Genomic DNA, 21,310 nt, shown 5'->3' on the forward strand with positions numbered 1-21,310 from the left:
TTTCGCCATCATCAGGTTTGCCATACTTTTCCCGCTCTGACGTTATCTGACACAAGCTGCGGCAGCATGGAGAGCGAAAACTTAAACAGGAGTTAAACGATGAGCAATTGGCTGCAGCAAATTCAATCGGTGTTGGCGAAAAAGGGTGGAGACGGAAAATCCGGCGGCTTAAGCGATATGCTGGCACCCGGCGCTTTGGGCGGATTGGCGGGATTGCTGGTCGGCAGCAAATCGACGCGCAAGCTACTGACTAAATATGGTGGCAAAGCATTACTGGTGGGCGGCGGCGCGGCGGCCGGGGCTCTGCTGTGGAACAAATATAAGCAGCGCGTGCGTGAAACGCATCAGGACGACGCGGGATTTGGCCAGCTACAAACGCCAATGGATCAGCGTGCAGAGCGCTTAGTGACGGCGCTGGTCTTCGCGGCGAAGAGTGATGGACACATCGACGATCGTGAACGCGCGGCGATTGAGCAGAACATTCATCAAGCGGGGTATGGCGCACAGGCTGAGGCGCTGATTCAGCAGGCGATGAATCGTCCACTCGATCCCAATTGGTTGGCGGCAGATGTGAAAAATGAAGAAGAAGCGCTGGAACTCTATTTCCTTAGCTGTGCGGCAATAGATGTTGACCACTTTATGGAGCGCAGCTATCTCTCCGCGCTGGGCGATGCGTTAAAAATCCCTCAGGATGTCCGCGATGGCATTCAACGCGATATTGAGGCTGAAAAAGCAGCGTAATTCTGCGCGAAGGCTGCATGCGCGGCTTTCGCTTCTTCCTGGGTGGCAAAATCTGCAAGCAGCTTGGCATCGTGCGTGATTAGTGCCACGCTTGCTGGATATTGTCCTTCAGGGAGAAGAGTTTTATGAAGCAGCCATACGCGAAAAAAATCCCTCACGTAATGAATCTGCATGGCGACACGCGTACCGATAATTATCATTGGTTGCGCGATGACGAACGCGAAAATCCGGAGGTGCTGGCCCACCTGCATGCTGAAAATGATTACGGACGGGCGATGATGGCGTCGCAGAGTCCATTACAAGATCGGGTATTGAAAGAGATCGTTGACCGCATTCCGCCGCAGGATCACTCAGTACCCTATGTGAAAAATGGTTATCGCTATCAAAGCCGTTATGAAGTCGGCAACGAATATCCGGCTTATTTCCGTCAGCCGATTGAGGCGCCCGCTGATGAGCCGTGGCAGCTGCTGCTTGATGGCAACCAGCGTGCCGCCCACAGCGATTTCTACACCATGGGCGCGCTGGCCATCACGCCGGACAATCAAGTGATGGCATTGGCAGAAGATTTCCTTTCACGTCGCCAATACGGCATTCGTTTCCGCAATCTTGCCAGCGGTAGCTGGTATCCGGAAGTGTTGAACAACGCGTCATCCAGCGTTGCCTGGGCCAATGATTCCCGCACGCTTTATTACGTGCGCAAACATCCTAAAACGCTGCTGGCCTATCAGGTATGGCGCCACGAGCTGGGACACCCGCAGTCTGACGATCAGCTGGTGTATGAGGAGAAGGACGATACCTTCCATCTCAGCGTGCACAAAACCACCTCTGAACATTTCATCCTGATTGCTCTGTACAGCACCACAACCAGTGAGATTCTGCTGATCGACGCGGAATATCCAGATGCGCAGCCGCAGACGTTCTGTCCGCGTCGACGCGACCACGAATACAGCATCGATCACTACAACCACCAGTTTTATATCCGTTCAAATCGCGACGGCAAAAACTTCGGTCTCTATCGCAGCGCCTGGCTGGCGGAAGCACGCTGGCAATCGTTAATTCCCGCACGGGACCACGTGGTGTTGGAAGATTTCCAGTTATTCCGCCATTGGCTGGTCGTGGAAGAGCGGCAGCACGGCGTTAACACCTTGCGCCAGATCAACTGGGAAAGCGGGGAGAGCTTTGGGATCGCTTTTGACGATCCAGCCTATGTTACCTGGCTTGCCTATAACCCTTCCCCGGAAAGTGACACGCTGCGCTACGGCTATTCCTCGATGACGATGCCGACCACACTTTTTGAGCTCAATATGGAAACGGGCGATCGCCGCGTGCTGAAGAGGACGCCGGTGCCGGGCTTCAAATCTGAGGATTATAAAAGCGAACATTTGTGGATTACGGTACGCGATGGTACGGAAGTTCCGGTTTCACTGGTCTATCACCGTAAATATTTTCAGCGTGGCAACAATCCGCTGCTGGTTTACGGTTACGGTGCCTATGGCAGCAGTATGGATGCCAGTTTTGGCACCAGCCGTATTAGCCTGCTGGAGCGCGGCTTCGTTTACGCCATCATTCATGTGCGCGGCGGCGGTGAACTCGGTCAACAGTGGTATGACGGCGGCCGGCTGAAGAACAAGCTGAACAGCTTCACCGATTTTATTGATGTTACCGAAGCGCTGGTGGCGAAAGGCTATGGTAATCCACAGCGGCTCTATGCGATGGGCGGCAGCGCGGGTGGATTATTGATGGGCGGGGTGGTGAATATGGCACCCGATCTGTTCCATGGCGTGGTGGCGCAGGTGCCGTTTGTGGATGTGGTCACCACAATGCTTGATCCTTCGATTCCCCTCACCACCGGTGAATACGACGAGTGGGGCAATCCCGAGCAGGCGGAATTTTACCATTACATCCTTCAATACAGCCCGTATGACAATATTGAGGCTAAAGCTTATCCGCATCTGCTGGTTACCACCGGCCTGCACGATTCGCAGGTACAGTATTGGGAACCCGCCAAGTGGGTAGCGAAGATGCGTGAGCTTAAAACCAATGACTCACTGCTGCTGCTGTGTACCGAGATGGATTCGGGTCACGGCGGGAAATCGGGCCGTTTCAAAGCTTATGAAGGTGTGGCGCAGGAGTTTACTTTCCTGATTGGCCTGGCACAGAGTAGCTTGCCAGACCGCGCCGATTACTGATCGCTTTTCACGTACTTGCGCAGCGCCTGCCGTAATGGTGGGCGCAAATCGCGTACATTTTCCAGCACCCAGCGCAGATAGCCCGGATCTTTGCGCGCGATGCTGCCGATACTCTGCCCGCGATATTTCCCGAACGGGAACACATCACCACTTACGGCTGCCGGCTGGCACAAGTTCGCCATCTGCTCGGCATTCCAGCCAGACGTTTCCATAATGCGGATCAGTAGCGCGGCGGTGACGTAGCAGTCATACAACGCGCGGTGCGCATGCAGATTGGCGGGTGGCGTCACGTCAAGCTTCAGGCTATGACGCAATGCCTGATTACCGTATTTTATCCCCGGCCACAGCTGACGTGCCAGCGTCATGGTGCAGATCCATTCGCCTGGCATGGTTGGCAGCATGCGGCGATCAAAACTGGCATTGTGCGCCACGTAATGTGCAGCGCCGTGATAGCGGCCAATCGCTTCTTCAATGGTAGGCTTGCCAACCACCATCGCTTCAGTGATGCGATGCACCGCCATGGCCTGGCGACCGATCGGGCGATCCGGACAGATCAAATCACTCATTGGATTAACGATTTGGCCGTTAATGACATCAACCGATGCCACTTCAACCACGCCACCCTGTAAGCCACAGGTTTCGGTATCAATAACACGTAACATAGATTACTTCTGCTTAGGTTCGTAGGGCAGGCGTGACAAGCTGAGCGAGGCCTGGCGATAGTTCATTAGACGTTGACGAAACCATTCACGCAGCGCTTCGGGTTGCTCGCGCTCCACCATTTCGGCTACCACCGGCATATTGTAGCGCTCTTTAAAGGCGACGCCTGCGGCAGCCAGATCGACATTCACTTTATCTTTCTCTTCCTGCGAGAGCAGGGCAAGGTTTTGGCTCATGTATTTCTCCTGATAAACAGGGGCAAAAGTAATGGTTTCGCCGCGCTGGATCAAGGAGATTGGATCGCACCGCAAGTCTCGACACCTGCAGATCGGCGGCGTATCCTGCTGCCACGTTTGCGGTGTGTTGCCGCACTTAAAAGGGAAGAAGTGATGAAGAAAACCGCGTTAAGCCGTGTTATGGCGCTGTTGCTGGCGTCATCAACGCTCACCATTAGTCAGTTTGCGCTGGCTCATGCTCATCTTAAAACCCCGGTGCCAGCGGATAAAGCCGTGGTTAATAGCTCCCCACAGAATCTGACGCTGACCTTTACCGAAGATGTTGAAGTGGCCTTTAGCGGCGTGGAAGTGCTTAACGCGCAGCATCAGCCGGTTGCAGTGGAAAAAGCCAAACTCAATGGTAAGCAGCATGATCAGCTGATTGTACCGATCGCCCAACCGCTGCCGTCAGGTAGCTATCAGGTTAACTGGCATGTGCTGTCTGTCGATGGCCATAAAACCAAAGGCAGCTATAGCTTCAGCGTGAAGTAATTGATGAGTTTGACCACGCTGTGGATAAGCTTGCGGGCGCTGCATTTTATGGCGCTCTTGTTGCTTGCCGGCAGCGCGTTTTATACCGCTCTGCTGGCACCGCTACGCTATCGCTCTTTGCTGGCGCAGCATTTAGGGTTGATATTAGCGAGCAGTGCGGTACTGAGTTTGCTTAGCAGCGTGCTGATGCTGGCGACGCAAACCGGCTTGATGAGCGGCGATTGGCGTAACATCAGCGATCCTGACACATGGCAAGCAGTGCTACAAACGCGCTTTGGCGTGGTTTGGCGTTGGGAAATTGGCTTCGCACTGCTCAGCGCACTGTCATTACTGCTAAAAGGCACGCTTCGCCAGAAGATGCTATTGCTCAGTAGCCTATTGCAGCTTATCGCTTTAGCCGGTGTGGGCCATGCGGCAATGCGCGATAGTTGGGCTGGTGTGCTACAGCAGGCTAACCACGCGCTACATCTGATTGCCGCCGCATTCTGGGCTGGGGGTTTAGTGCCTTTGTTACTGCTGATGCGAGACGCTCGGCACACTGCATTTCGCCGCGATGCAATCCGCTGCATGATGCGTTTTTCGCGCTACGGGCACCTTGCGGTGGCGCTGGCGCTGCTCACCGGCATTATGAATAGTTTGTTGATTGCAGGTTCACCGCTGAATTGGCAAGCCACGCTATGGAGCAAGCTATTGATAGTGAAGGTCTTGCTGGTGATGCTGATGGTTTTGATCGCGCTGGTTAACCGTTATCTTTTGGTTCCGCGTTTTCGCCTCGCAACCAGTGATGCATCACCGCTGTTTATCCGCCTGACGCAGCTTGAGCTGCTGCTGGCAATGGGCGTTATCGGGTTAGTGAGCGTGTTCGCCACGCTGCCACCGGCCTGAATGTGTAATTAAAGAAGATGAAACGAGGTTGATATTTTGCTGAAGAAATTGATTCCAGCTGGCGTATTGATGGCGCTGTGTGGCCAGGCAATGGCTGCACAGATTATTACCGTCAGCCGCTTTGAGATTGGTAAAGATAAATGGCCGTTTACCCGCGAAGAAGTGATGCTCACGTGTGAAAAAGATGGTGCACTATTCGCTATTAACCCCAGCACGCTGTTGCAGTATCCGCTTAACGATATTGCCTATGCGCGCAAAACTGCTGGACAAGGTACGCTGCAATCCATTGATACCATTGTTGCTGACGATAAAGCGCACCCGGGGCAGAAAATGAGCCTGCAGCCGATTGTCGATCGTGCTCAGCAGCTGTGCGGTAAGTAATCCTTTCTTTATCAGGCGTAGCGCACAGTTTTGTCGCTGCGCTTGTTCTCCCGTTCTGTCAGCACGATCACAGAGTTGACAGCTTTCCTTACCAATCGTGACGATTGGCTGGAAATTAATCACTCGTGGTCTACCTTTAAATGGCAAGGCGTCCTCGCCTGCAAAAATGCCAACTTTTAGCGCACGGCTCTCAAAGAGCCATTTCCCTGGACCGAATATAGGAATCGTATTCGGTCTTTTTTTGTGCATTTGATTTATAACGATAAAAACAAAATGTCCGAATATCTGATATCCGGTCTAAACCCTCACGTAACCTAGGCCACATGAGGGTTTACACACTCACTTCTTCGCTAATTTTTTATTTCATCTCCCCACAAGATCCGACAGATGATCAGTGCTTATGGTTTTGACTTTTGTTAACCATTTGCCTGATGCGCTAGGCTTACCTTCAAACAGCCTTCTACACTTAAATCTCAGAGCAACATAAGGAGGGGATATGTCTGACCGACCGATTGAAGCTGATGAGCTTGACGATGATTCTAAGGCTAAACCAGATGAGCACGACAAGGACGACGAGAGCTTAGCCCCTGAGTCAGGAGATAAGCAGCCTGACTGACAATAAAACCCACCTCTCGGTGGGTTTTATCACTTGAAGGTGCCGTCAATCCACGCAGAGTAAGCCGTAACCGGTATCCGTTTTAGTAAACTTATTTAATATCGTGGATAGCTAGCGGGCTCAATGAACGAATATTTTGCTAGATGTATTCGCCTGTTGAGCGGGGAAGCATTTGAATTCATTTTTCCGCACAAAATTTGCATGCAAAACGTAGCCGCTTTTTTGCTCTAAGCAAAAATATAAAATATTTCCGCTTGCTTGTGCTGAGGATACATGCGTTAATGCTTCGTCGGTCTGAATAGCAGACAGTTAGAAGGTTAGTTCCCATTGTATTTCTCATCCCAGTTAGTGCCGCTTCAAGCCCTTTCTCTTGAGTCTTATCCTAAGTTCTGATTCGTATCTGCAACTCGGCCCTTAACGCCAATAGGCTCATTTAAAAGGTAAAAATTATGTCTAATAAAATTCTTGGAACGGTAAAATGGTTCAACTCTGAAAAAGGCTTCGGCTTTATTTCTCCTGAAAATGGCAGCAAGGACGTTTTCGTCCACTTCTCAGCCATCCAGGGTACTGATTATCGCTCACTTGATGAAGGTCAGCGTGTTGAGTTTTCAGTTGAAGATGGTCCAAAAGGCCCTTCAGCAACAAACGTATTAGGTCTGTAATTATTCGCATTTATCATCGTTTAAGATGTCCGCATTGCCAGGGTTCACAATATCGCACCTCAGCGTTCGATATTACTAAAATGAATCCCCATGGTGCTAAATGCATTTTCTGCAAATCATCAATGATTGTGTTGAAAGCTGCATAATAACGGATATTCTCCCCTGACTTTTAGTAGGGGTTATCAGGCGATTGCCTGATACCAGCATCACTAGCACTGCTTAGGCAGTGCTTTTTTTATGTAAAAAATTCCCGTTTATGAACCAATCCCCGCGTCGTCTTTGGCATGATTGCGCACTGTTTAGCTGACCATTACGGTTAGCAGCGAAAGTTGGATGCTAGCGCATGGTCACACAATTATCGACATTAGTGATATTGGCAGCATGAACAGTGCGGGCAAATAGCTGCAGTCAACAGGTGTGAAAAATGGTATAACGTTGGCGCATCCGTTTTATGGTCGGCTAATAAGGATCTTTCATGGCAAACACACAATATCTTCTCTGGGTAATGATTGGCACATTAACTTTGCTTTGCATCTTTATTGGTGTCGTTGTTGGTCGGGCAAAAACGCCGCGTATCGGGGTAATGACATTCTCAGGTTTATTAGCCTTCTTCCTGCTGGCTATTTTCTTTATCACCCGTTAACGCGGTAGCCGCTATTTGCCACACTTAGCGTGTGGCAATTGACCTCAGTTATGAGGTGGAAGGGTGCAGAGTGGCGCGGTGTTGCGCAATAAGTTGGTCTGCCAGATAACGGTCAGATTCATGCTGCGATATATAATATTCATACGGATCCTTTACACCTAAACTTTCGATATAATCAAGGTGCGCTTGTTTTATTTCCCGATTAATATATTGAACAACTTCCAGACCTAACTCATCGGCGTAAACAGGGGCTTTACTTTTTATCGTGCGGATCAAATCCGCGTTATTTTGCATAAAGGCTTCCAGGTCGATCTTATAATAATCTTTCATTGGCTCACTCCTTAAGAAATTACCGTCCTGAAAGTCTAGCAAAGGCCATAAAAATGATGTGGCTGAAGATGCCTGTTAGTGCATCTAACAAAACACAAAGATGATAATGATAGTTAATATCATTTAACTTGTTTGAATGCGTTTGAACACCTAAAGTAGTTGCCGTCCCTCACAGAGCTAACGCCTTTAATGAGCGCCGGAGATAAGCGCCGGAAGGGATTTCAACGGGGCTGCAGGATGCAGCCACGGTTGAAGTTTAGCGAGGTTTTCGTGCTGCCAGTAAAAACATCATTGGACGATCGCGCTCTTCTGCCAGTGCGGGATTCTGTTGTAACTGCTCGTCGCTCGGCCCCCATTCATCAAGGTGAACGATTTCAAATCCTGCGCCAATCAGCGCATTAACCCAGGTCGCCAGTTTGCGGTGCTGTTTTTTTACGCCATCGGCAAACCAGTTGCTAATGCGTTCTCCTTCCTGCTGATAGTGGTTTACCGGCCAGCTGCGCTGCTGCTTGTCATCCAAAATCCATTGCTGTTGCGTTGGCGCGGTATAAATCGGGTGCTCACATGAAAACACCAACATTCCGTCCGGCGCTAATGCATTAAAAAGCGTGGCGAAAAGCGCATCAATGTTGATGAGGTAATGCAGGGCAAGAGAGCTATAGGCGAGATCGAAGGTTTCACTGAGCTGCAGCTTTTCCAGATCGGCGCGCTGATAGCGAATGCCGGCTCCCTGCGTCATCTTCGCGGCTTTTTCCAGCATTTTCTCTGAAACATCCAGCCCCAGCACGTCACGCGCGCCTTGCTGTTGTGCATAGCGGCAAAACCAACCATAGCCGCAGCCTAAATCAAGAATGTGCTTATCAAGTAAATCGGGAAGCAAAGCGCGTAAGGCTGGCCATTCTGGCGCGCCGTCTAATCCGTGAACGGAACGGGGCAGAGTGGCATAACCGGCAAAAAAATCAGGATCGTCGTAAATATTCTGGCTCATAAAAGCTCCTTTATATGATGCGCAAAGGAGTTTAGGCGTTTGGGGATGAATGTAAAGTCAGGTAACTATCCCACCAGTAACAAATGCACCAAACGAGCGAGTGACTCCAGCAGCAGCAGGCTACCGATAAAGATGACAACTAATACACCAATGAATTGTTTACGGCCGCTCATGCTGTTCCCTCCGCTGGCAAACCTCACCGGACTATACTTTATTCCGGGTTCACTAAACTTCCATTCAACCGGGGAAGATTACATGCTTTATCAAACGATACGTGCCCAAATGTGGCGAAAAATTTGGGTGGTAGGCGATTTACACGGTTGCCGCGCCCAACTTGATGCACAGCTTCTGCAGCGCGATTTTGATAAGCAGCAGGATCTCTTACTTTCGGTTGGCGATTTGATCGATCGTGGGCCAGATAGCCCGGGCTGTTTACAGCTGCTGCAGGAGCCGTGGTTTCGCTGCGTGCGCGGTAACCATGAGCAGATGGCGCTCGCGGCCCTGGAAGGAAAAGATCAGACGTTATGGATGATGAACGGCGGTGACTGGTTTTGGCAGTTGAAGGGAGCCAGCTTAATTGCGGCGAGACATGCATTGAAGCGCTGCGCCGAATTACCCCTCATTCTGCATCTGGATTTGGGGCATCGCGTTGTAGTGATTGCGCATGCTGATTATCCTGCCAGTCACTATGCGCTAGGGCAGGATGTTGATTGGCAACAGGTGGTGTGGAGCCGGGAACGGCTGGGGCACCATCAGCGCGGACGTTCTGCCAACATTGATGGTGCCAGCGACTTTTATTTCGGCCACACGCCACTGGAACAGCCGCTAAACATCGCAAATCAGCACTATATCGATACCGGCGCGGTATTTGGTAATCACCTCACGCTAGTACAGCTGCAATAACGCTTAGCGGAAAAGACGCCCGTCGCGCACCAGCTCACGCGGATAGCTATTTTTAATCCGATTGCCGACCTTTTTCGCCAATCCCAACGGTTGCTGCTGATAGGTGACGATCACTTCATCGCGATTTGGCAACGTATCGGGATGGATATCCTGACCACGATACCAGGTCTCCGCTTCTGCATCTGTGAGTGCAAATTCCAGTTCACTACCGGGCTGTGATAACGCGACGACAGCTTCATGTTGCCACCGATAACCTTTCGGGAAGGTCTCCGCCAGCTTGAGGCCGATGCGCGAGAAGCGTACTTTACCCAGCCAGCTTTCCAGAGCCGAGGGGAACAGCCACAGCTCTTTGTCACGTTGCCACAACGTGTGGTTCTCATCCCAATGCAAGCCCACTTTTGCTGCAGCCTGTTGCACTTCCGCGCTTAGCTTACGGCTACAGGGCGAGAAAGGCAGTTTGCCAACCTTATAAGTGGGGGCAGGCAACGCGGGAAGGCGGGCGGTTTTACGCAGGCGCGCAACAAAGAAACCTTCGCTATCGAAGATCTGCGGGAAAACGTGCAGGAATCCTTCCGGTGTCGATGCCTGTTCCGCGCCGGCAAACAGACCATTAAGTGGTACGATTTCTACTGCGTCGGGATAACGCTGTTGCAACCAGTGAATGACCTGTTGGTTTTCGATCTGATTCAGCGTGCAGGTGGAGTAGATCAGCGTACCGCCAGGCTGCAACGCGTGGAAAGCGCTATCGATGAGATCGCGCTGGGTATCAGCGATCGCTTCGGTACTGGCCAGCGACCAGTTGCGCAAGGCGTCAGCATCTTTGCGCACCACGCCTTCGCCGGAGCAGGGCGCATCCAGCAGAATGGCATCGAAGCGTTCCGGTAGCGCCGCACCAAATACGCGCCCATCGAAATGGGTAAGCGCCACGTTGCTCACGCCGCAGCGGCTAATGTTGGCGTGCAATACCTTAACGCGACTGGCGGAATATTCATTAGCCAGAATGGCACCCTCATTGCGCATCAGCGCGGCCATCTGCGTGGTTTTGGATCCTGGCGCTGCAGCCACATCCATCACCTGACGCGCGTCCGGCGCGGCATCAAACAGCGCGGTGACCGGCAGCATCGAACTGGCTTCCTGAATGTAGAAAAGTCCGCTGAGGTGTTCCGCGACGCTACCCAGCGGCAGCGATTCATCGTCACGCTCAATCCAGAAGCCTTCGGCACACCATGGAATGGGCGATAAGCGCCAGCCATAATCGGCAGTGCGTGCCAGAAAATCGGCGACGCTAATTTTTAAGGTATTAACACGTAAGCTGCGGCGCAGCGGTTGCTGGCTGATGGCGAGAAAACGTTGCAGTTCGGCTTCGTCAGCAAGGCTTACACGCATAAGCGTGAGGAAATCTTCAGGAAAGCGATCGGACACGAGCATCTACCGGGAAACAAAATGAGCGCGAAGTGTAACACGCTAAAAAGAATCGGGCAGCCAGGCTGCCCGATTTGCTTAAGGTTGATTAGGATCCGGAATTGCCGTGCCCCAATTGCGCCACTCTTTTGGCGCTTCATCCTGCAGCAGGAAGTGCTTGTTGGCGCCGGCCTGTGGTGCTAACGGCACCGTTGGCGGCGTCGCAAACTGCACGCCGCCACGAATGAACTGTTGGAAAGTACCGGTTTTCAGTACGCCGCCAATCAGGCCGAAATCAAAGTTATAACCGGACGCCAGCCAGAACACCGAGTTGTTACGCACCAGATGTTGGTATTTCTTGCTGATGCGCAGGGCGATTTGCACACGATCCGCCATGTTACCCAGCGAGGTACCGGTAACGGTGCCAACCTCGACGCCACGGAACAGCACAGGTGTACCTACCGATAGCGAGCCGGCTTCGGCGGCATCAACGTATATGGTCAGGCCGTTGAGGTAGCGTGAATCGGTGATGGTGCTTTCCTGCAGTTCAAACGTACGTGCGGGTGCACCTTTGCCCGGGTCGACGTTAACGTAAGGCTGCAGCAGCGTTTCCAGATGATTAACACCTGCCGGAGAAATCTCAGGTGACACCACCGAGAAACGACTGCCGATACGCGCGAAATCCTGCACGTACTCCGGATAAAGTACCGCTTTTGCCACTACCTGATTGTTATCCGCACTCAGCGCCAGCGATTCAACCTGACCGATGTTAATACCGAGATAACGAATCGGCATCCCGGCCGCCAGTTTGCTGGCATCAAAAGTATGTAAGGTGATCTGGCTGCCGACAGCACGCGCCGCGGTTTCTGATGGATAAAGCACACGTTTCACGCCTTTCGCTGCCTGCGCGCCGGTGAGATTATCGAAGCTGATGGCCCCTTTCAGCGCCCGGTTGAGCGGCGAAGCCTGCACGGTTAAGCCGCTACCGTTGAGTTGGACTTTTGCACCGCCTTCGGCCCAGAACACGCTCTCACTGGTCAGTAACTTGCGATACTGCGGTTGGATGTGAATTGAGATTTCAAAGGCATCTGTGCGCGGTACGACATCAACCACTTCGCCGACCTGGAATTTACGATAAAGCAGCACCGATCCCGCCTGCACGTCCGGCAAACTGTTAGCAGTGAGTTTCAGCGTAGTCGGTGGCTGCTCTCCGACAATGCCTTCTTCCGCACGTTCTGCGTCGGCATATAAAGGGTAACGGTTTGATGGGTTACCTTTCGCGCCCGGGATCAGGCGAATTCCGCCATCGACCCATTCGCGCGCGCTCGCGCCCAGCACCTGCATCCCATCGAGGCCAAACTTCACGTCGAGGCGGCTATTCACCACAAATTTACTGTCAGCGTGGACCAGCTGACGGTGTTCCGGATTGATAGCCGCCACAAAACTGATGCCGTCTTCGTCCAGAGAGCGTGAGATGACCTGGCCAATCTTCATGCCGTACAGCATGACTGGCTGACCAGCATCAATACCATAGGTTTCCGGTGCACTCAGTTTAACCGTGAGCACATCCGGTTTCTGCAGCAGGGTTTCGCTGGCGGGCAGCACGGTGAAATGATCCTGTGGCTCACCTTCGCCGGGCACCAGTTCAAAGGTGTTGCCCGTCAACAGACTACTCAAATTGGTGTCAGTCAGGCTGATTTTAGGGGTGCGCATCTCGATACGCGTCCCGCTGCGCATCAGGCCGGTTACCGAAGGATCCACCGTCAGTTCGCCCGTGACTTTGCCGCCATCCAGCAGATTAAGTTTGGTTAAGGTGCCGACTTCCAATCCCTGATACATCAGCGGCGTACTGTCTGCTTTAAGGTTGTTGCCGCTCGGCAGATCCAGCTGGACCTGCACGCCTCGCTGGCTTCGAGCCAGATCGGGATAGAGTTGATAGGTTTCATCAACCTTGGCCTGCTGGCCGTCATTCGGCGAATCGAAGGCAATCGCGCCATTGACTAACGCGGCTAAACTCTCCAGCTTCACTTTGGCACCGCTCAGGCTGACGTCCGCATCTACGCCCGAGACATTCCAGAAGCGGCTCTGCTTCTTCACCAGATTGATAAAGCGACGCTCAATCAGCACATCGATAGTTACCCCATCGGTGCTGTTATTCAGGCTGTAATCATAAACACGGCCTACCGGAATTTTGCGGTAATAGACCAAAGAACCGGTGTTGAGCGAACCCAGATCCGGCGCGCGCAAGTGGATCAGGAGTTCACCGGTATTGACGCGATATTTCGGTTGGGTATCAAGCGCAGTGAAGTGATCGCTCTCTTTACCTTTGCCCGGCATCATACCGATGTAGTTACCGCCGACCAGAGCATCAAGCCCGGACACGCCTGCCAGCGATGCCTTTGGCGTGACGAGCCAGAACTGGGTGTCTTCACGCAGCGCATCACGCATATCGCTTTTGATACTGGCCTTAATCTGGATGCTGCGATAATCATCGCTCAGCACGATGCCTTGCACCGTGCCCACTTCCACACCTTGATAACGGATCGGCGTACGACCCGGCACAATCCCATCGGCGGTCTGGAAGTTTATGGTGATCGTCGTACCGCGCTCCTGATAATTGGTCCATAGCAGCCAGCCAGCAATCAGCAGGGCGATAATAGGCAATAACCAGAACGGCGAAATCTTGCGCTTATTGCGCAGATTGGCGCTAGTCGGTGTAGTCGGCGTTTCCTGTTGCATGTGCATCCCAGATCAGGCGGCTATCAAGCCACTCTACAGCCATAATGGTCAGGATCACGGCGGAGCCAAAATAGAAGGCGGCCGGTCCCATGGTAAAAGCCAGAAGCTGATCGCGATTGACCAGCGACATGGTTAACGCAATGACAAACAGATCCAGCATCGACCAGCGGCCCACCCAGGTTACGGCGCGCAGCAGACGAATGCGGGTTTTTATGCCCTGTTCGCATTTGAAATGGATGCTGAGTAGCAAGGTCAACATCACTAACACTTTGGTAAACGGCACCAGAATACTGGCGATAAACACCACTGCAGCAACGGGCACATTTCCGGATGCCAAACCAAGAATACCGGAGAAGATGGTATCTTCGCGACGCGCCCCGTTAACGTAAACCACTGAGATCGGTAACAGGTTGGCGGGGATCAGCAGCACAATCGAGGCAATCAACGCGGCCCAGGATTTCTGCAGACTGTGGCGGCGGCGATAATCAAGTGGCGTGTGACAACGAGTGCAGCGGCCTCGCTCATCGGGTGTGCCAGTTTGATGGCAATTAAGGCATACCTGCCACTCTTCCGGCGGCGAGGTCGGCATGGATTGGGGATAATAGTGTTCCCATAGCTGCTCAACGTTAAGATGAATCAGCGTCAGCAGGCTCAGCACCGTCAGTGCGATATAGGCCACTAAACCATAACCGACTTCCAGCGCGGCATAATCCTGCACCTTTATCGACGCCACCGCCACGCCGACCAGATAGATATCCAGCATCACCCACTCTTTCAGCTTATCCAGCATCAAGAGCACCGGGCGAAGATTCATGCCGAGGGCGTTGCCGATCCACAAATAAATAATGCCAGCTACCAGCGTGACCGGCGCGCCAATGGTACAAAACGCCACCATTGAGGCGGTGAGGGTATTGCCCTGCTGCGCCATCTGAATCACGCCTTCCAGCAGGCTGGCATTAATTCGCATGCCGAGCAGGCGGATATCCACCAACGGCAAGCTGAAGGCGAAAGGCATTAACACGATCATCACCACCGCCATGGCGGTGAGGCGCGTCATTGACCAATCACGACCACTTTGGATTTGAGCATGACAGCGGGGGCAGTAGGCTGTCTGATGCGATTTCACATCCGGTAAGGAAAAAAGGGTATCGCATTGCGGACAACGCTGATAACGTGCGTGGGGCAACGTCTGGCTGATAGCGTGAATTTTCATAGGTGACGCAAGTGCCCATCGTTCGTTACGGTTACCGGCATGCTGAGCAGAGCAAATCTGCCTGCAACATTCAGTGGTACAAGAATAGTCTTATCCACCGAATGCTAAGGGTATAGTAACTAACAGAATGATTCACCTGATGCGCCTGGATTATTAGTGCTTATTTTAACAACTGAGTGACAGTAAGGTCACCCCAGTGATGAGTTATGGTTAAACAATGAACAAAAAAGCTTTTTACGAGGATTTGAATCGCGATGTCCGCGCCTTGTTGGCGGGTGAAACCTCGTTCCTGGCCGCGCTCGGCAACTGCAGTGCGCTGCTATTTGAACGCCTCGAGGGCGTGAATTGGGCAGGATTCTATTTGCTTACTGAGCCGAATACGCTGGTACTGGGGCCATTTCAGGGCAAAATTGCCTGTGTGCGTATTCCGGTGGGCAAAGGCGTGTGCGGTACGGCGGTGGCCGAAGACAAAGTGCAGCTTGTTGAAGACGTGCATGCATTTCCTGGACACATTGCCTGTGACGCAGCCAGCAATGCAGAAATCGTGATTCCTCTGAAAGTAAATGGCACCCTCGTAGGTGTTTTAGACATTGATAGTACGGTTTATTCTCGCTTCGATAGCGAGGATGAAGCGGGGCTGGTGGCCCTTACCGACGGGCTTTGTGAAGTGCTGGCGGGCAGCGACATCGTAAAATTTATTCAGCTGACGCACAGCTAATCGACTGGATCACATAGCATTTGGCGATGTTGTCATTATAATGTCGCCTGTTCATGCCTGCTCTGGTCGGCAAATCCGTTGTAATCAGGAAATTTCATGGAAAATCAACCTAAGTTGAATAGCAGTAAAGAAGTCATCGCCTTTTTGGCGGAGCGTTTTCCGCAATGCTTTAGCGCCGAAGGCGAGGCGCGTCCGCTCAAAATCGGCATTTTTCAAGATCTGGTCGAGCGTGTTCAAGGCGAACTGAGCCTGAGCAAGACGCAACTGCGTTCTGCCTTACGTCTATATACCTCTAGCTGGCGTTATCTTTATGGCATCAAAGCCGGTGCCATTCGTGTTGATCTCGACGGTAACGCCTGTGGCGTGCTGGATGAGCAACATGTAGAACATGCGCGCAAGCAACTGGAAGAAGCCAAAGCTCGCGTGCAGGCGCAGCGCGATCAGCAGAAAGCGAAAAAGCGTGAAGCCGGTGAAGAGACCGCTGAACGTCGTCCGCGTAAACCTGCTCCGCGTAAAGCTGCCGCAGGCGATGCGCCGCGTCAGCCACGTCCTCAGGCGCCGCGTGCGGCCACTGCCGAACGTAAGCCTGCGCAGCAGCCACGTGCTAAACCTGTCACTGATACCTCAACATTGCAACCCGGCCAGAATATCAAGGTGACTGCAGGCAAAGGTGCAATGGACGCTACCATTCTTGAAATCACCAAAGATGGCGTTCGGGTTCAGCTCGCTTCCGGCATGGCAATGATTGTGCGCGCAGAACATTTGCAGTTCTGAAACGGAGGCTGACCCTGGCATGAACAATATTTTCAAGATCGGTATGATCGCGGGCCTGCTATTGGCAGGCCCCACCTTTGGCGCAGATAACATTACGCGTGCCGACCAGATTCCACAGCTACATGAAGACCCGCAGCATCCAACCGTCAGTGAACGCGTTACCTCGCGCTTTACCCGTTCCCACTATCGCCAATTCGATTTGAATCAGGACTTTTCAGCGAAAATTTTTGATCGCTACCTGAATCTGCTCGATTACAGCCACAACGTGCTGCTGGCCTCGGATATCGCGCAATACGCTGATAAGAAAACCACCGTGGGCGATGAGTTCCGCAGCGGTAAGCTGGATGTGTTTTACGATCTCTACAATCTGGCGCAGAAACGTCGCTTCGAGCGCTATCAATATGCGCTGAGTGTTCTGAATCGCCCCATGAATTTCACCGGCAATGACACCATTGACATTGACCGAGCAAAATCGCCCTGGCCGAAAAGCGTTGATGAGCTGAACGCGCTGTGGGATGCCAAAGTAAAATACGATGAACTGAGCCTGAAACTGGCCGGTAAAGATGAAAAGGATATCCGTGAAACGCTGACCAAGCGTTACAACTTTGCCATCCGTCGTTTGGCGCAAAGCAATAGTGAAGATGTGTTCCAACTGGCGATGACCGCGTTTGCGCATGAAATCGATCCGCACACGAACTATCTTTCACCGCGCAATACCGAGCAATTCAATACTGAGATGAGCCTGTCTCTGGAGGGGATTGGTGCGGTACTGCAGATGGATGACGATTACACCGTAATCAACTCGATGGTGGCGGGTGGACCTGCTGCGAAGAGTAAATCGATCACCGTTGGCGATCGTATCGTTGGCGTTGGTCAGCCGGGCAAACCGATGGAAGATGTTATCGGCTGGCGTTTGGACGATGTGGTTTCCAAAATTAAAGGGCCGAAGGGCAGCAAAGTGCGTCTTGAAGTCCTGCCTGCGGGTAAAGGGACCAAAACCCGAACGGTCACGTTGACGCGTGAGAAAATCCGTCTGGAAGATCGTGCCGTAAAAGGGACCGTGCATAACGTCGGTAAAGAGAAAGTCGGCGTGCTGGATATTCCAGGCTTCTACGTTGGTCTGACTGACGACGTAAAAGTACAGCTGCAGAAACTGCAAAAGCAGAACGTCGACAGCATCGTGATTGATCTCCGTACTAACGGTGGCGGCGCGTTGACCGAAGCGGTTTCCCTGTCGGGTCTGTTTATTCCGAGTGGTCCGGTGGTGCAGGTGCGTGATAACAATGGCCGTGTGCGTCAGGACAGCGATAACGACGGGATTGTGTATTACAAAGGTCCGCTGGTCGTACTGGTGGACCGCTTCAGCGCCTCCGCTTCTGAAATCTTTGCCGCGGCGATGCAGGATTATGGCCGAGCACTGATTGTCGGCGAACCGACTTTCGGTAAAGGTACCGTGCAGCAATACCGTTCACTGAACCGAATTTACGATCAGATGTTGCGTCCAGAGTGGCCAGCGTTAGGTTCCGTGCAGTACACCATTCAAAAGTTCTATCGCATCAACGGTGGCAGTACACAGCGCAAGGGCGTTACGCCTGATCTGCTGATGCCCACCGGCGTAGAGGCTGCAGAAACAGGTGAGAAGTTTGAGGACAATGCACTTCCATGGGACAGCGTAAATGCGGCCAGTTATACCAAAACCGGCGATATCGCGCCGCTGGTACCGCAGCTGACCAAAGAGCATGCAGACCGCATCGCGAAAGATCGTGAATTCCAATACATCATGAAAGATATTGCACGCTTTGATGCCATGAAGGACAAGCGTAATATCGTGTCGCTCAATCTTGCCCAGCGTGAGAAAGAGAACCACGAAGATGATGCATTACGTCTGGAGCGTATTAACGCGCGTTATCAGGCGGAAGGCAAAGCACCGCTTAAGAGCATTGAAGATCTGCCGAAAGACTACAAAGAACCCGATCCGTATTTAGATGAAACGGTGAAAATCGCTAACGATATGGCGCAGCTGGAAAAAAATCAGCCGGCAGCCGAAGCAGCGAAATAATCCTTTGGCTTGAAATCAGCACCGCTCCGGCGGTGCTTTTTTTTGCGTGAGAATTATTTTCTACTGGATGGCACGCACTGAATTGCGCAGGCTGCCATCTAATGTAAAGTTATGTCTTTTTAGGCACTTAAAGATTAAGGTTGCTTGAAATGCGTGGCAATGACCATAGGATAGGTATCCGCGCATGAGCGCGTGAACAACTGAGGAAGAATAACGTTTATGATGCGTATTGCTCTTTTCCTGCTCACCAACCTGGCGGTGATGTTGGTATTCGGACTGATATTAAGTCTGACAGGAATCCAGTCAAGCAGTGTTCAGGGCCTGATGATTATGGCAGGTCTGTTTGGCTTTGGCGGTGCGTTTGTTTCACTGCTGATGTCCAAATGGATGGCGTTACGATCCGTTGGCGGTGAAGTCATTGAACAACCCCGTAATGAGACGGAACGCTGGCTGATGAATACCGTTGGCCGCCAGGCTCAGCAGGCCGGCATTGCGATGCCGCAGGTGGCAATTTATCACGCGCCGGATATCAATGCTTTTGCTACTGGTGCGCGCCGCGATGCTTCGCTGGTTGCCGTTTCTACCGGACTGCTGCAAAACATGAGTCGTGATGAAGCGGAAGCGGTCTTGGCGCATGAAATTGCCCATATCGCCAACGGTGACATGATTACCATGACACTAATTCAGGGTGTGGTGAACACCTTTGTTATCTTCATCTCGCGCATTCTTGCGCAAATCGCTTCGGGCTTCCTGTCCGGTAATCGCGATGGTGAAGAGAGCGGGAACGGTAATCCAATGGTTTATTTCGCCGTCTCGATGGTGCTAGAGCTGCTGTTCGGTTTCCTCGCCAGCCTGATTACCATGTGGTTCTCACGTCACCGTGAATTCCACGCTGATGCAGGTTCTGCGAAGCTCGTGGGGCGTGAGAAGATGATTGCGGCGCTGCAGCGTCTGAAAACCAGCTACGAGCCGCAGGAACCGAGTAGCATGATGGCGTTTTGCATTAACGGCAAAAACAAATCGTTGAGTGAGTTATTCATGTCACATCCGCCGCTTGATAAGCGTATCGAAGCGTTGCGTACGGGTGAATACCTCAAGTAATTGCGATTTATTGCAGAACAAGGGCGCTTAACGGCGCCCTTGTTATTTCTATGATTCGACGGTCGCGCGTGATTGCGTCATACGTGCCAAACTCACTACCGCAGCGACGGTGGCAAAGCTGCCAGCCAGCACCAGCGACGCATGAGTACCGCTATCATTGAAGAGATTAAACATCAGTGCCACCAGCGCTGCGCCGCTACTTTGTCCCACTAAACGTGCGGTGCCCAGCATTCCACTGGCACCACCGCTACGATTACGCGGTGCAGCTGAGATGATGGTGTGGTTGTTCGGTGACTGGAACAAACCAAAGCCGGCACCGCACAGCATCATACGCCAGATAATATCCGCATCGGTTGGCTGCGTGGGCAGCAGCGCCAGCAGGAAAAGCCCAGCGGCGAACATCGCTAATCCCAATCCGCCTAATAATCCCGCATGGAATTTCTCAATCAGCCGACCCGCAATCGGCGCCATTACCATCGTCGCGAGCGGCCACGGCGTTAATAGCAGGCCCGTTGCGACTTCATTGCGCCCCAGCACGTTTTGCAGGAAAAACGGCAGCGCCACCATCGCCAGCATCTGTGCGCAGAACGAGCAAATTGAGGTGCCAATCGATAGTGAAAAAATGGGGATACGCAGTAAGTCCACAGGTAGCAGCGGAACGGGCATGGCCAGTTGCCGACGAACAAATATCACACCCACCAGCACCAACGCCACCAGTTCGGCCACAATCAGCCAGCCGTTCTGTCCCTGAGAAAAGCCGCTGAGCGCGGAAATCAGCAGGCCAAAGAACAGTGCATTCATAATGGCACTTGGCACATCAAATTTTTGTTGTTTTGCTTTCTGAGTGTTATCAGGCAGGAAACGCAACGCTAGCCACAGCGCGATAATCCCTAAAGGAACATTAATCAGGAATAACCACTTCCAACTGGCGACTGAAAGAATGGCCGCTGCAACGGTGGGTCCTGCTGCGCTGGATACGGCAACAATCAGCGAGTTAATCGCCATCCCACGCCCAAGAAAGCGCTGCGGGTAGATGATGCGAATCAGTGCCGTATTCACGCTCATCAGCGCTGCACCGCCAAAGCCTTGCAGCACACGAGCAACCGTCAGCATATTCAGCGAGGAGGAGAGGGCGCAAAACAGCGACGTGGCGATGAACAGGGCCAGCCCGACCTGATAAATGCGCCGATAACCGAGCATATCTCCGAGAAACGACAGCGACAGCAGCGAGATAACGATCGCGATTTGATAGGCGTTAACAATCCAGATTGACTCTGCTGGGCTAGCATTGAGTTCGCGTGCAATGGTGGGCAAGGCTACATTAGCGATGGCGCCATCAAGTACCGCCATCATGATGCCAAGCGCAATGGTGATTATCGCGCCATAGCGCTGGGGAACGGGTAAACCATCCTGAGAAACGGTTAAAGACATAAGTTAGATAAATGAAGGGGGTGAATATCATCATGCTAATCAATTCGCTGGCGAAAAGCACCGCATTCATTGACATAAAATTACGTGTGAATGTGTCACTGAGTCTGGG

At 52.4% G+C, this 21,310-nt stretch carries 21 protein-coding genes; 13 read left to right on the forward strand and 8 right to left on the reverse strand.

Annotated features, from left to right (window positions below; all coding sequences use genetic code 11):
• The first annotated feature begins 99 nt into the window (after positions 1 to 99).
• Positions 100 to 741: a DUF533 domain-containing protein gene (locus AAGR08_RS08045; RefSeq protein WP_345829491.1), complete on the forward strand. Its 642-nt coding sequence runs from the start codon at positions 100 to 102 to the stop codon at positions 739 to 741.
• 125 nt (positions 742 to 866) lie between these two features.
• The gene (locus tag AAGR08_RS08050) at positions 867 to 2,930 is read left to right on the forward strand and encodes a prolyl oligopeptidase family serine peptidase (protein WP_345829493.1); all 2,064 of its coding nucleotides are present in this window, start codon (positions 867 to 869) and stop codon (positions 2,928 to 2,930) included.
• On the opposite strand, the gene exoX is transcribed toward AAGR08_RS08050, so the two are convergent.
• Together exoX and AAGR08_RS08060 are read right to left on the reverse strand one after the other, a co-directional pair.
• A complete protein-coding gene (gene exoX / locus AAGR08_RS08055; protein WP_345829495.1) occupies positions 2,924 to 3,592 on the reverse strand; it encodes an exodeoxyribonuclease X in 669 nt (222 codons plus the stop codon). The two genes, AAGR08_RS08050 and exoX, sit on opposite strands and share 7 nt — an antisense overlap.
• A 3-nt stretch (positions 3,593 to 3,595) precedes the next feature.
• On the reverse strand, positions 3,596 to 3,826 hold the full coding sequence (locus tag AAGR08_RS08060) for a DNA polymerase III subunit theta (protein ID WP_345829496.1): 231 nt from the start codon (positions 3,824 to 3,826) through the stop codon (positions 3,596 to 3,598).
• Positions 3,827 to 3,979: 153 nt separating this feature from the next.
• Between AAGR08_RS08060 and copC the strand changes: the two genes are divergently transcribed.
• From copC to AAGR08_RS08090, 6 genes are all read left to right on the forward strand, one after another.
• Entirely contained in the window at positions 3,980 to 4,357 is a 378-nt protein-coding gene (gene copC, locus AAGR08_RS08065) for a copper homeostasis periplasmic binding protein CopC (protein WP_097097086.1), read from the forward strand.
• Between the two features lie 3 nt (positions 4,358 to 4,360).
• Positions 4,361 to 5,242, forward strand: coding sequence for a copper homeostasis membrane protein CopD (gene copD / locus AAGR08_RS08070; protein WP_345829498.1), 882 nt, complete (start codon positions 4,361 to 4,363; stop codon positions 5,240 to 5,242).
• Positions 5,243 to 5,275: 33 nt separating this feature from the next.
• Complete coding sequence (locus tag AAGR08_RS08075; protein WP_176519220.1) at positions 5,276 to 5,623, forward strand: DUF2511 domain-containing protein; 348 nt, start codon at positions 5,276 to 5,278, stop codon at positions 5,621 to 5,623.
• 1,065 nt (positions 5,624 to 6,688) lie between these two features.
• A complete protein-coding gene (locus tag AAGR08_RS08080; RefSeq protein ID WP_007889586.1) occupies positions 6,689 to 6,901 on the forward strand; it encodes a cold-shock protein in 213 nt (70 codons plus the stop codon).
• Positions 6,902 to 6,903: 2 nt separating this feature from the next.
• Positions 6,904 to 7,047 (forward strand): cold-shock protein, encoded by a 144-nt coding sequence (locus AAGR08_RS08085; protein WP_097097704.1) that lies wholly within the window; start codon positions 6,904 to 6,906, stop codon positions 7,045 to 7,047.
• Between the two features lie 329 nt (positions 7,048 to 7,376).
• Positions 7,377 to 7,544: a hypothetical protein gene (locus AAGR08_RS08090; protein ID WP_176519171.1), complete on the forward strand. Its 168-nt coding sequence runs from the start codon at positions 7,377 to 7,379 to the stop codon at positions 7,542 to 7,544.
• Between the two features lie 48 nt (positions 7,545 to 7,592).
• On the opposite strand, the gene AAGR08_RS08095 is transcribed toward AAGR08_RS08090, so the two are convergent.
• Both AAGR08_RS08095 and AAGR08_RS08100 read right to left on the reverse strand, forming a co-directional pair.
• Positions 7,593 to 7,874, reverse strand: a complete 282-nt coding sequence (locus AAGR08_RS08095; protein ID WP_345829499.1) for a DUF6388 family protein — start codon at positions 7,872 to 7,874, stop codon at positions 7,593 to 7,595.
• Between the two features lie 256 nt (positions 7,875 to 8,130).
• Positions 8,131 to 8,862: a class I SAM-dependent methyltransferase gene (locus AAGR08_RS08100; protein ID WP_345829501.1), complete on the reverse strand. Its 732-nt coding sequence runs from the start codon at positions 8,860 to 8,862 to the stop codon at positions 8,131 to 8,133.
• A gap of 255 nt (positions 8,863 to 9,117) precedes the next feature.
• On the opposite strand from AAGR08_RS08100, the gene AAGR08_RS08105 reads away from it, so the two are divergent.
• A complete protein-coding gene (locus AAGR08_RS08105) occupies positions 9,118 to 9,765 on the forward strand; it encodes a metallophosphoesterase (RefSeq protein WP_345829503.1) in 648 nt (215 codons plus the stop codon).
• A 3-nt stretch (positions 9,766 to 9,768) separates the two neighbouring features.
• On the opposite strand, the gene rsmF is transcribed toward AAGR08_RS08105, so the two are convergent.
• The 3 genes from rsmF to yebS all read right to left on the reverse strand — a co-directional run bounded on the left by rsmF (position 9,769) and on the right by yebS (position 15,118).
• Entirely contained in the window at positions 9,769 to 11,193 is a 1,425-nt protein-coding gene (gene rsmF / locus AAGR08_RS08110) for a 16S rRNA (cytosine(1407)-C(5))-methyltransferase RsmF (protein WP_097097118.1), read from the reverse strand.
• Positions 11,194 to 11,265: 72 nt separating this feature from the next.
• Entirely contained in the window at positions 11,266 to 13,905 is a 2,640-nt protein-coding gene (locus AAGR08_RS08115; RefSeq protein ID WP_097097119.1) for a PqiB family protein, read from the reverse strand.
• The gene (gene yebS / locus AAGR08_RS08120) at positions 13,874 to 15,118 is read right to left on the reverse strand and encodes a membrane integrity lipid transport subunit YebS (protein WP_097097120.1); all 1,245 of its coding nucleotides are present in this window, start codon (positions 15,116 to 15,118) and stop codon (positions 13,874 to 13,876) included. Before yebS ends, AAGR08_RS08115 begins: the two co-directional genes overlap by 32 nt.
• A gap of 217 nt (positions 15,119 to 15,335) precedes the next feature.
• Here yebS and AAGR08_RS08125 point away from each other — a divergent pair, with 217 nt between their 5' ends.
• The 4 genes from AAGR08_RS08125 to htpX all read left to right on the forward strand — a co-directional run bounded on the left by AAGR08_RS08125 (position 15,336) and on the right by htpX (position 19,770).
• The gene (locus AAGR08_RS08125) at positions 15,336 to 15,836 is read left to right on the forward strand and encodes a GAF domain-containing protein (RefSeq protein WP_007889607.1); all 501 of its coding nucleotides are present in this window, start codon (positions 15,336 to 15,338) and stop codon (positions 15,834 to 15,836) included.
• Positions 15,837 to 15,932: 96 nt separating this feature from the next.
• On the forward strand, positions 15,933 to 16,610 hold the full coding sequence (proQ, locus tag AAGR08_RS08130) for an RNA chaperone ProQ (protein WP_097097122.1): 678 nt from the start codon (positions 15,933 to 15,935) through the stop codon (positions 16,608 to 16,610).
• A 19-nt stretch (positions 16,611 to 16,629) separates the two neighbouring features.
• Positions 16,630 to 18,669: a carboxy terminal-processing peptidase gene (gene prc / locus AAGR08_RS08135; protein WP_345829506.1), complete on the forward strand. Its 2,040-nt coding sequence runs from the start codon at positions 16,630 to 16,632 to the stop codon at positions 18,667 to 18,669.
• Between the two features lie 219 nt (positions 18,670 to 18,888).
• On the forward strand, positions 18,889 to 19,770 hold the full coding sequence (gene htpX / locus AAGR08_RS08140) for a protease HtpX (protein WP_097097124.1): 882 nt from the start codon (positions 18,889 to 18,891) through the stop codon (positions 19,768 to 19,770).
• A gap of 48 nt (positions 19,771 to 19,818) precedes the next feature.
• Here the strand turns inward: htpX and AAGR08_RS08145 are convergent, their stop codons facing one another.
• Entirely contained in the window at positions 19,819 to 21,201 is a 1,383-nt protein-coding gene (locus AAGR08_RS08145; RefSeq protein WP_097097125.1) for an MFS transporter, read from the reverse strand.
• Between the last annotated feature and the right edge of the window lie 109 nt (positions 21,202 to 21,310).

Source organism: Pantoea sp. BRR-3P, assembly GCF_039621635.1.
Taxonomy (GTDB): Bacteria; Pseudomonadota; Gammaproteobacteria; order Enterobacterales; family Enterobacteriaceae; genus Pantoea; species Pantoea floridensis.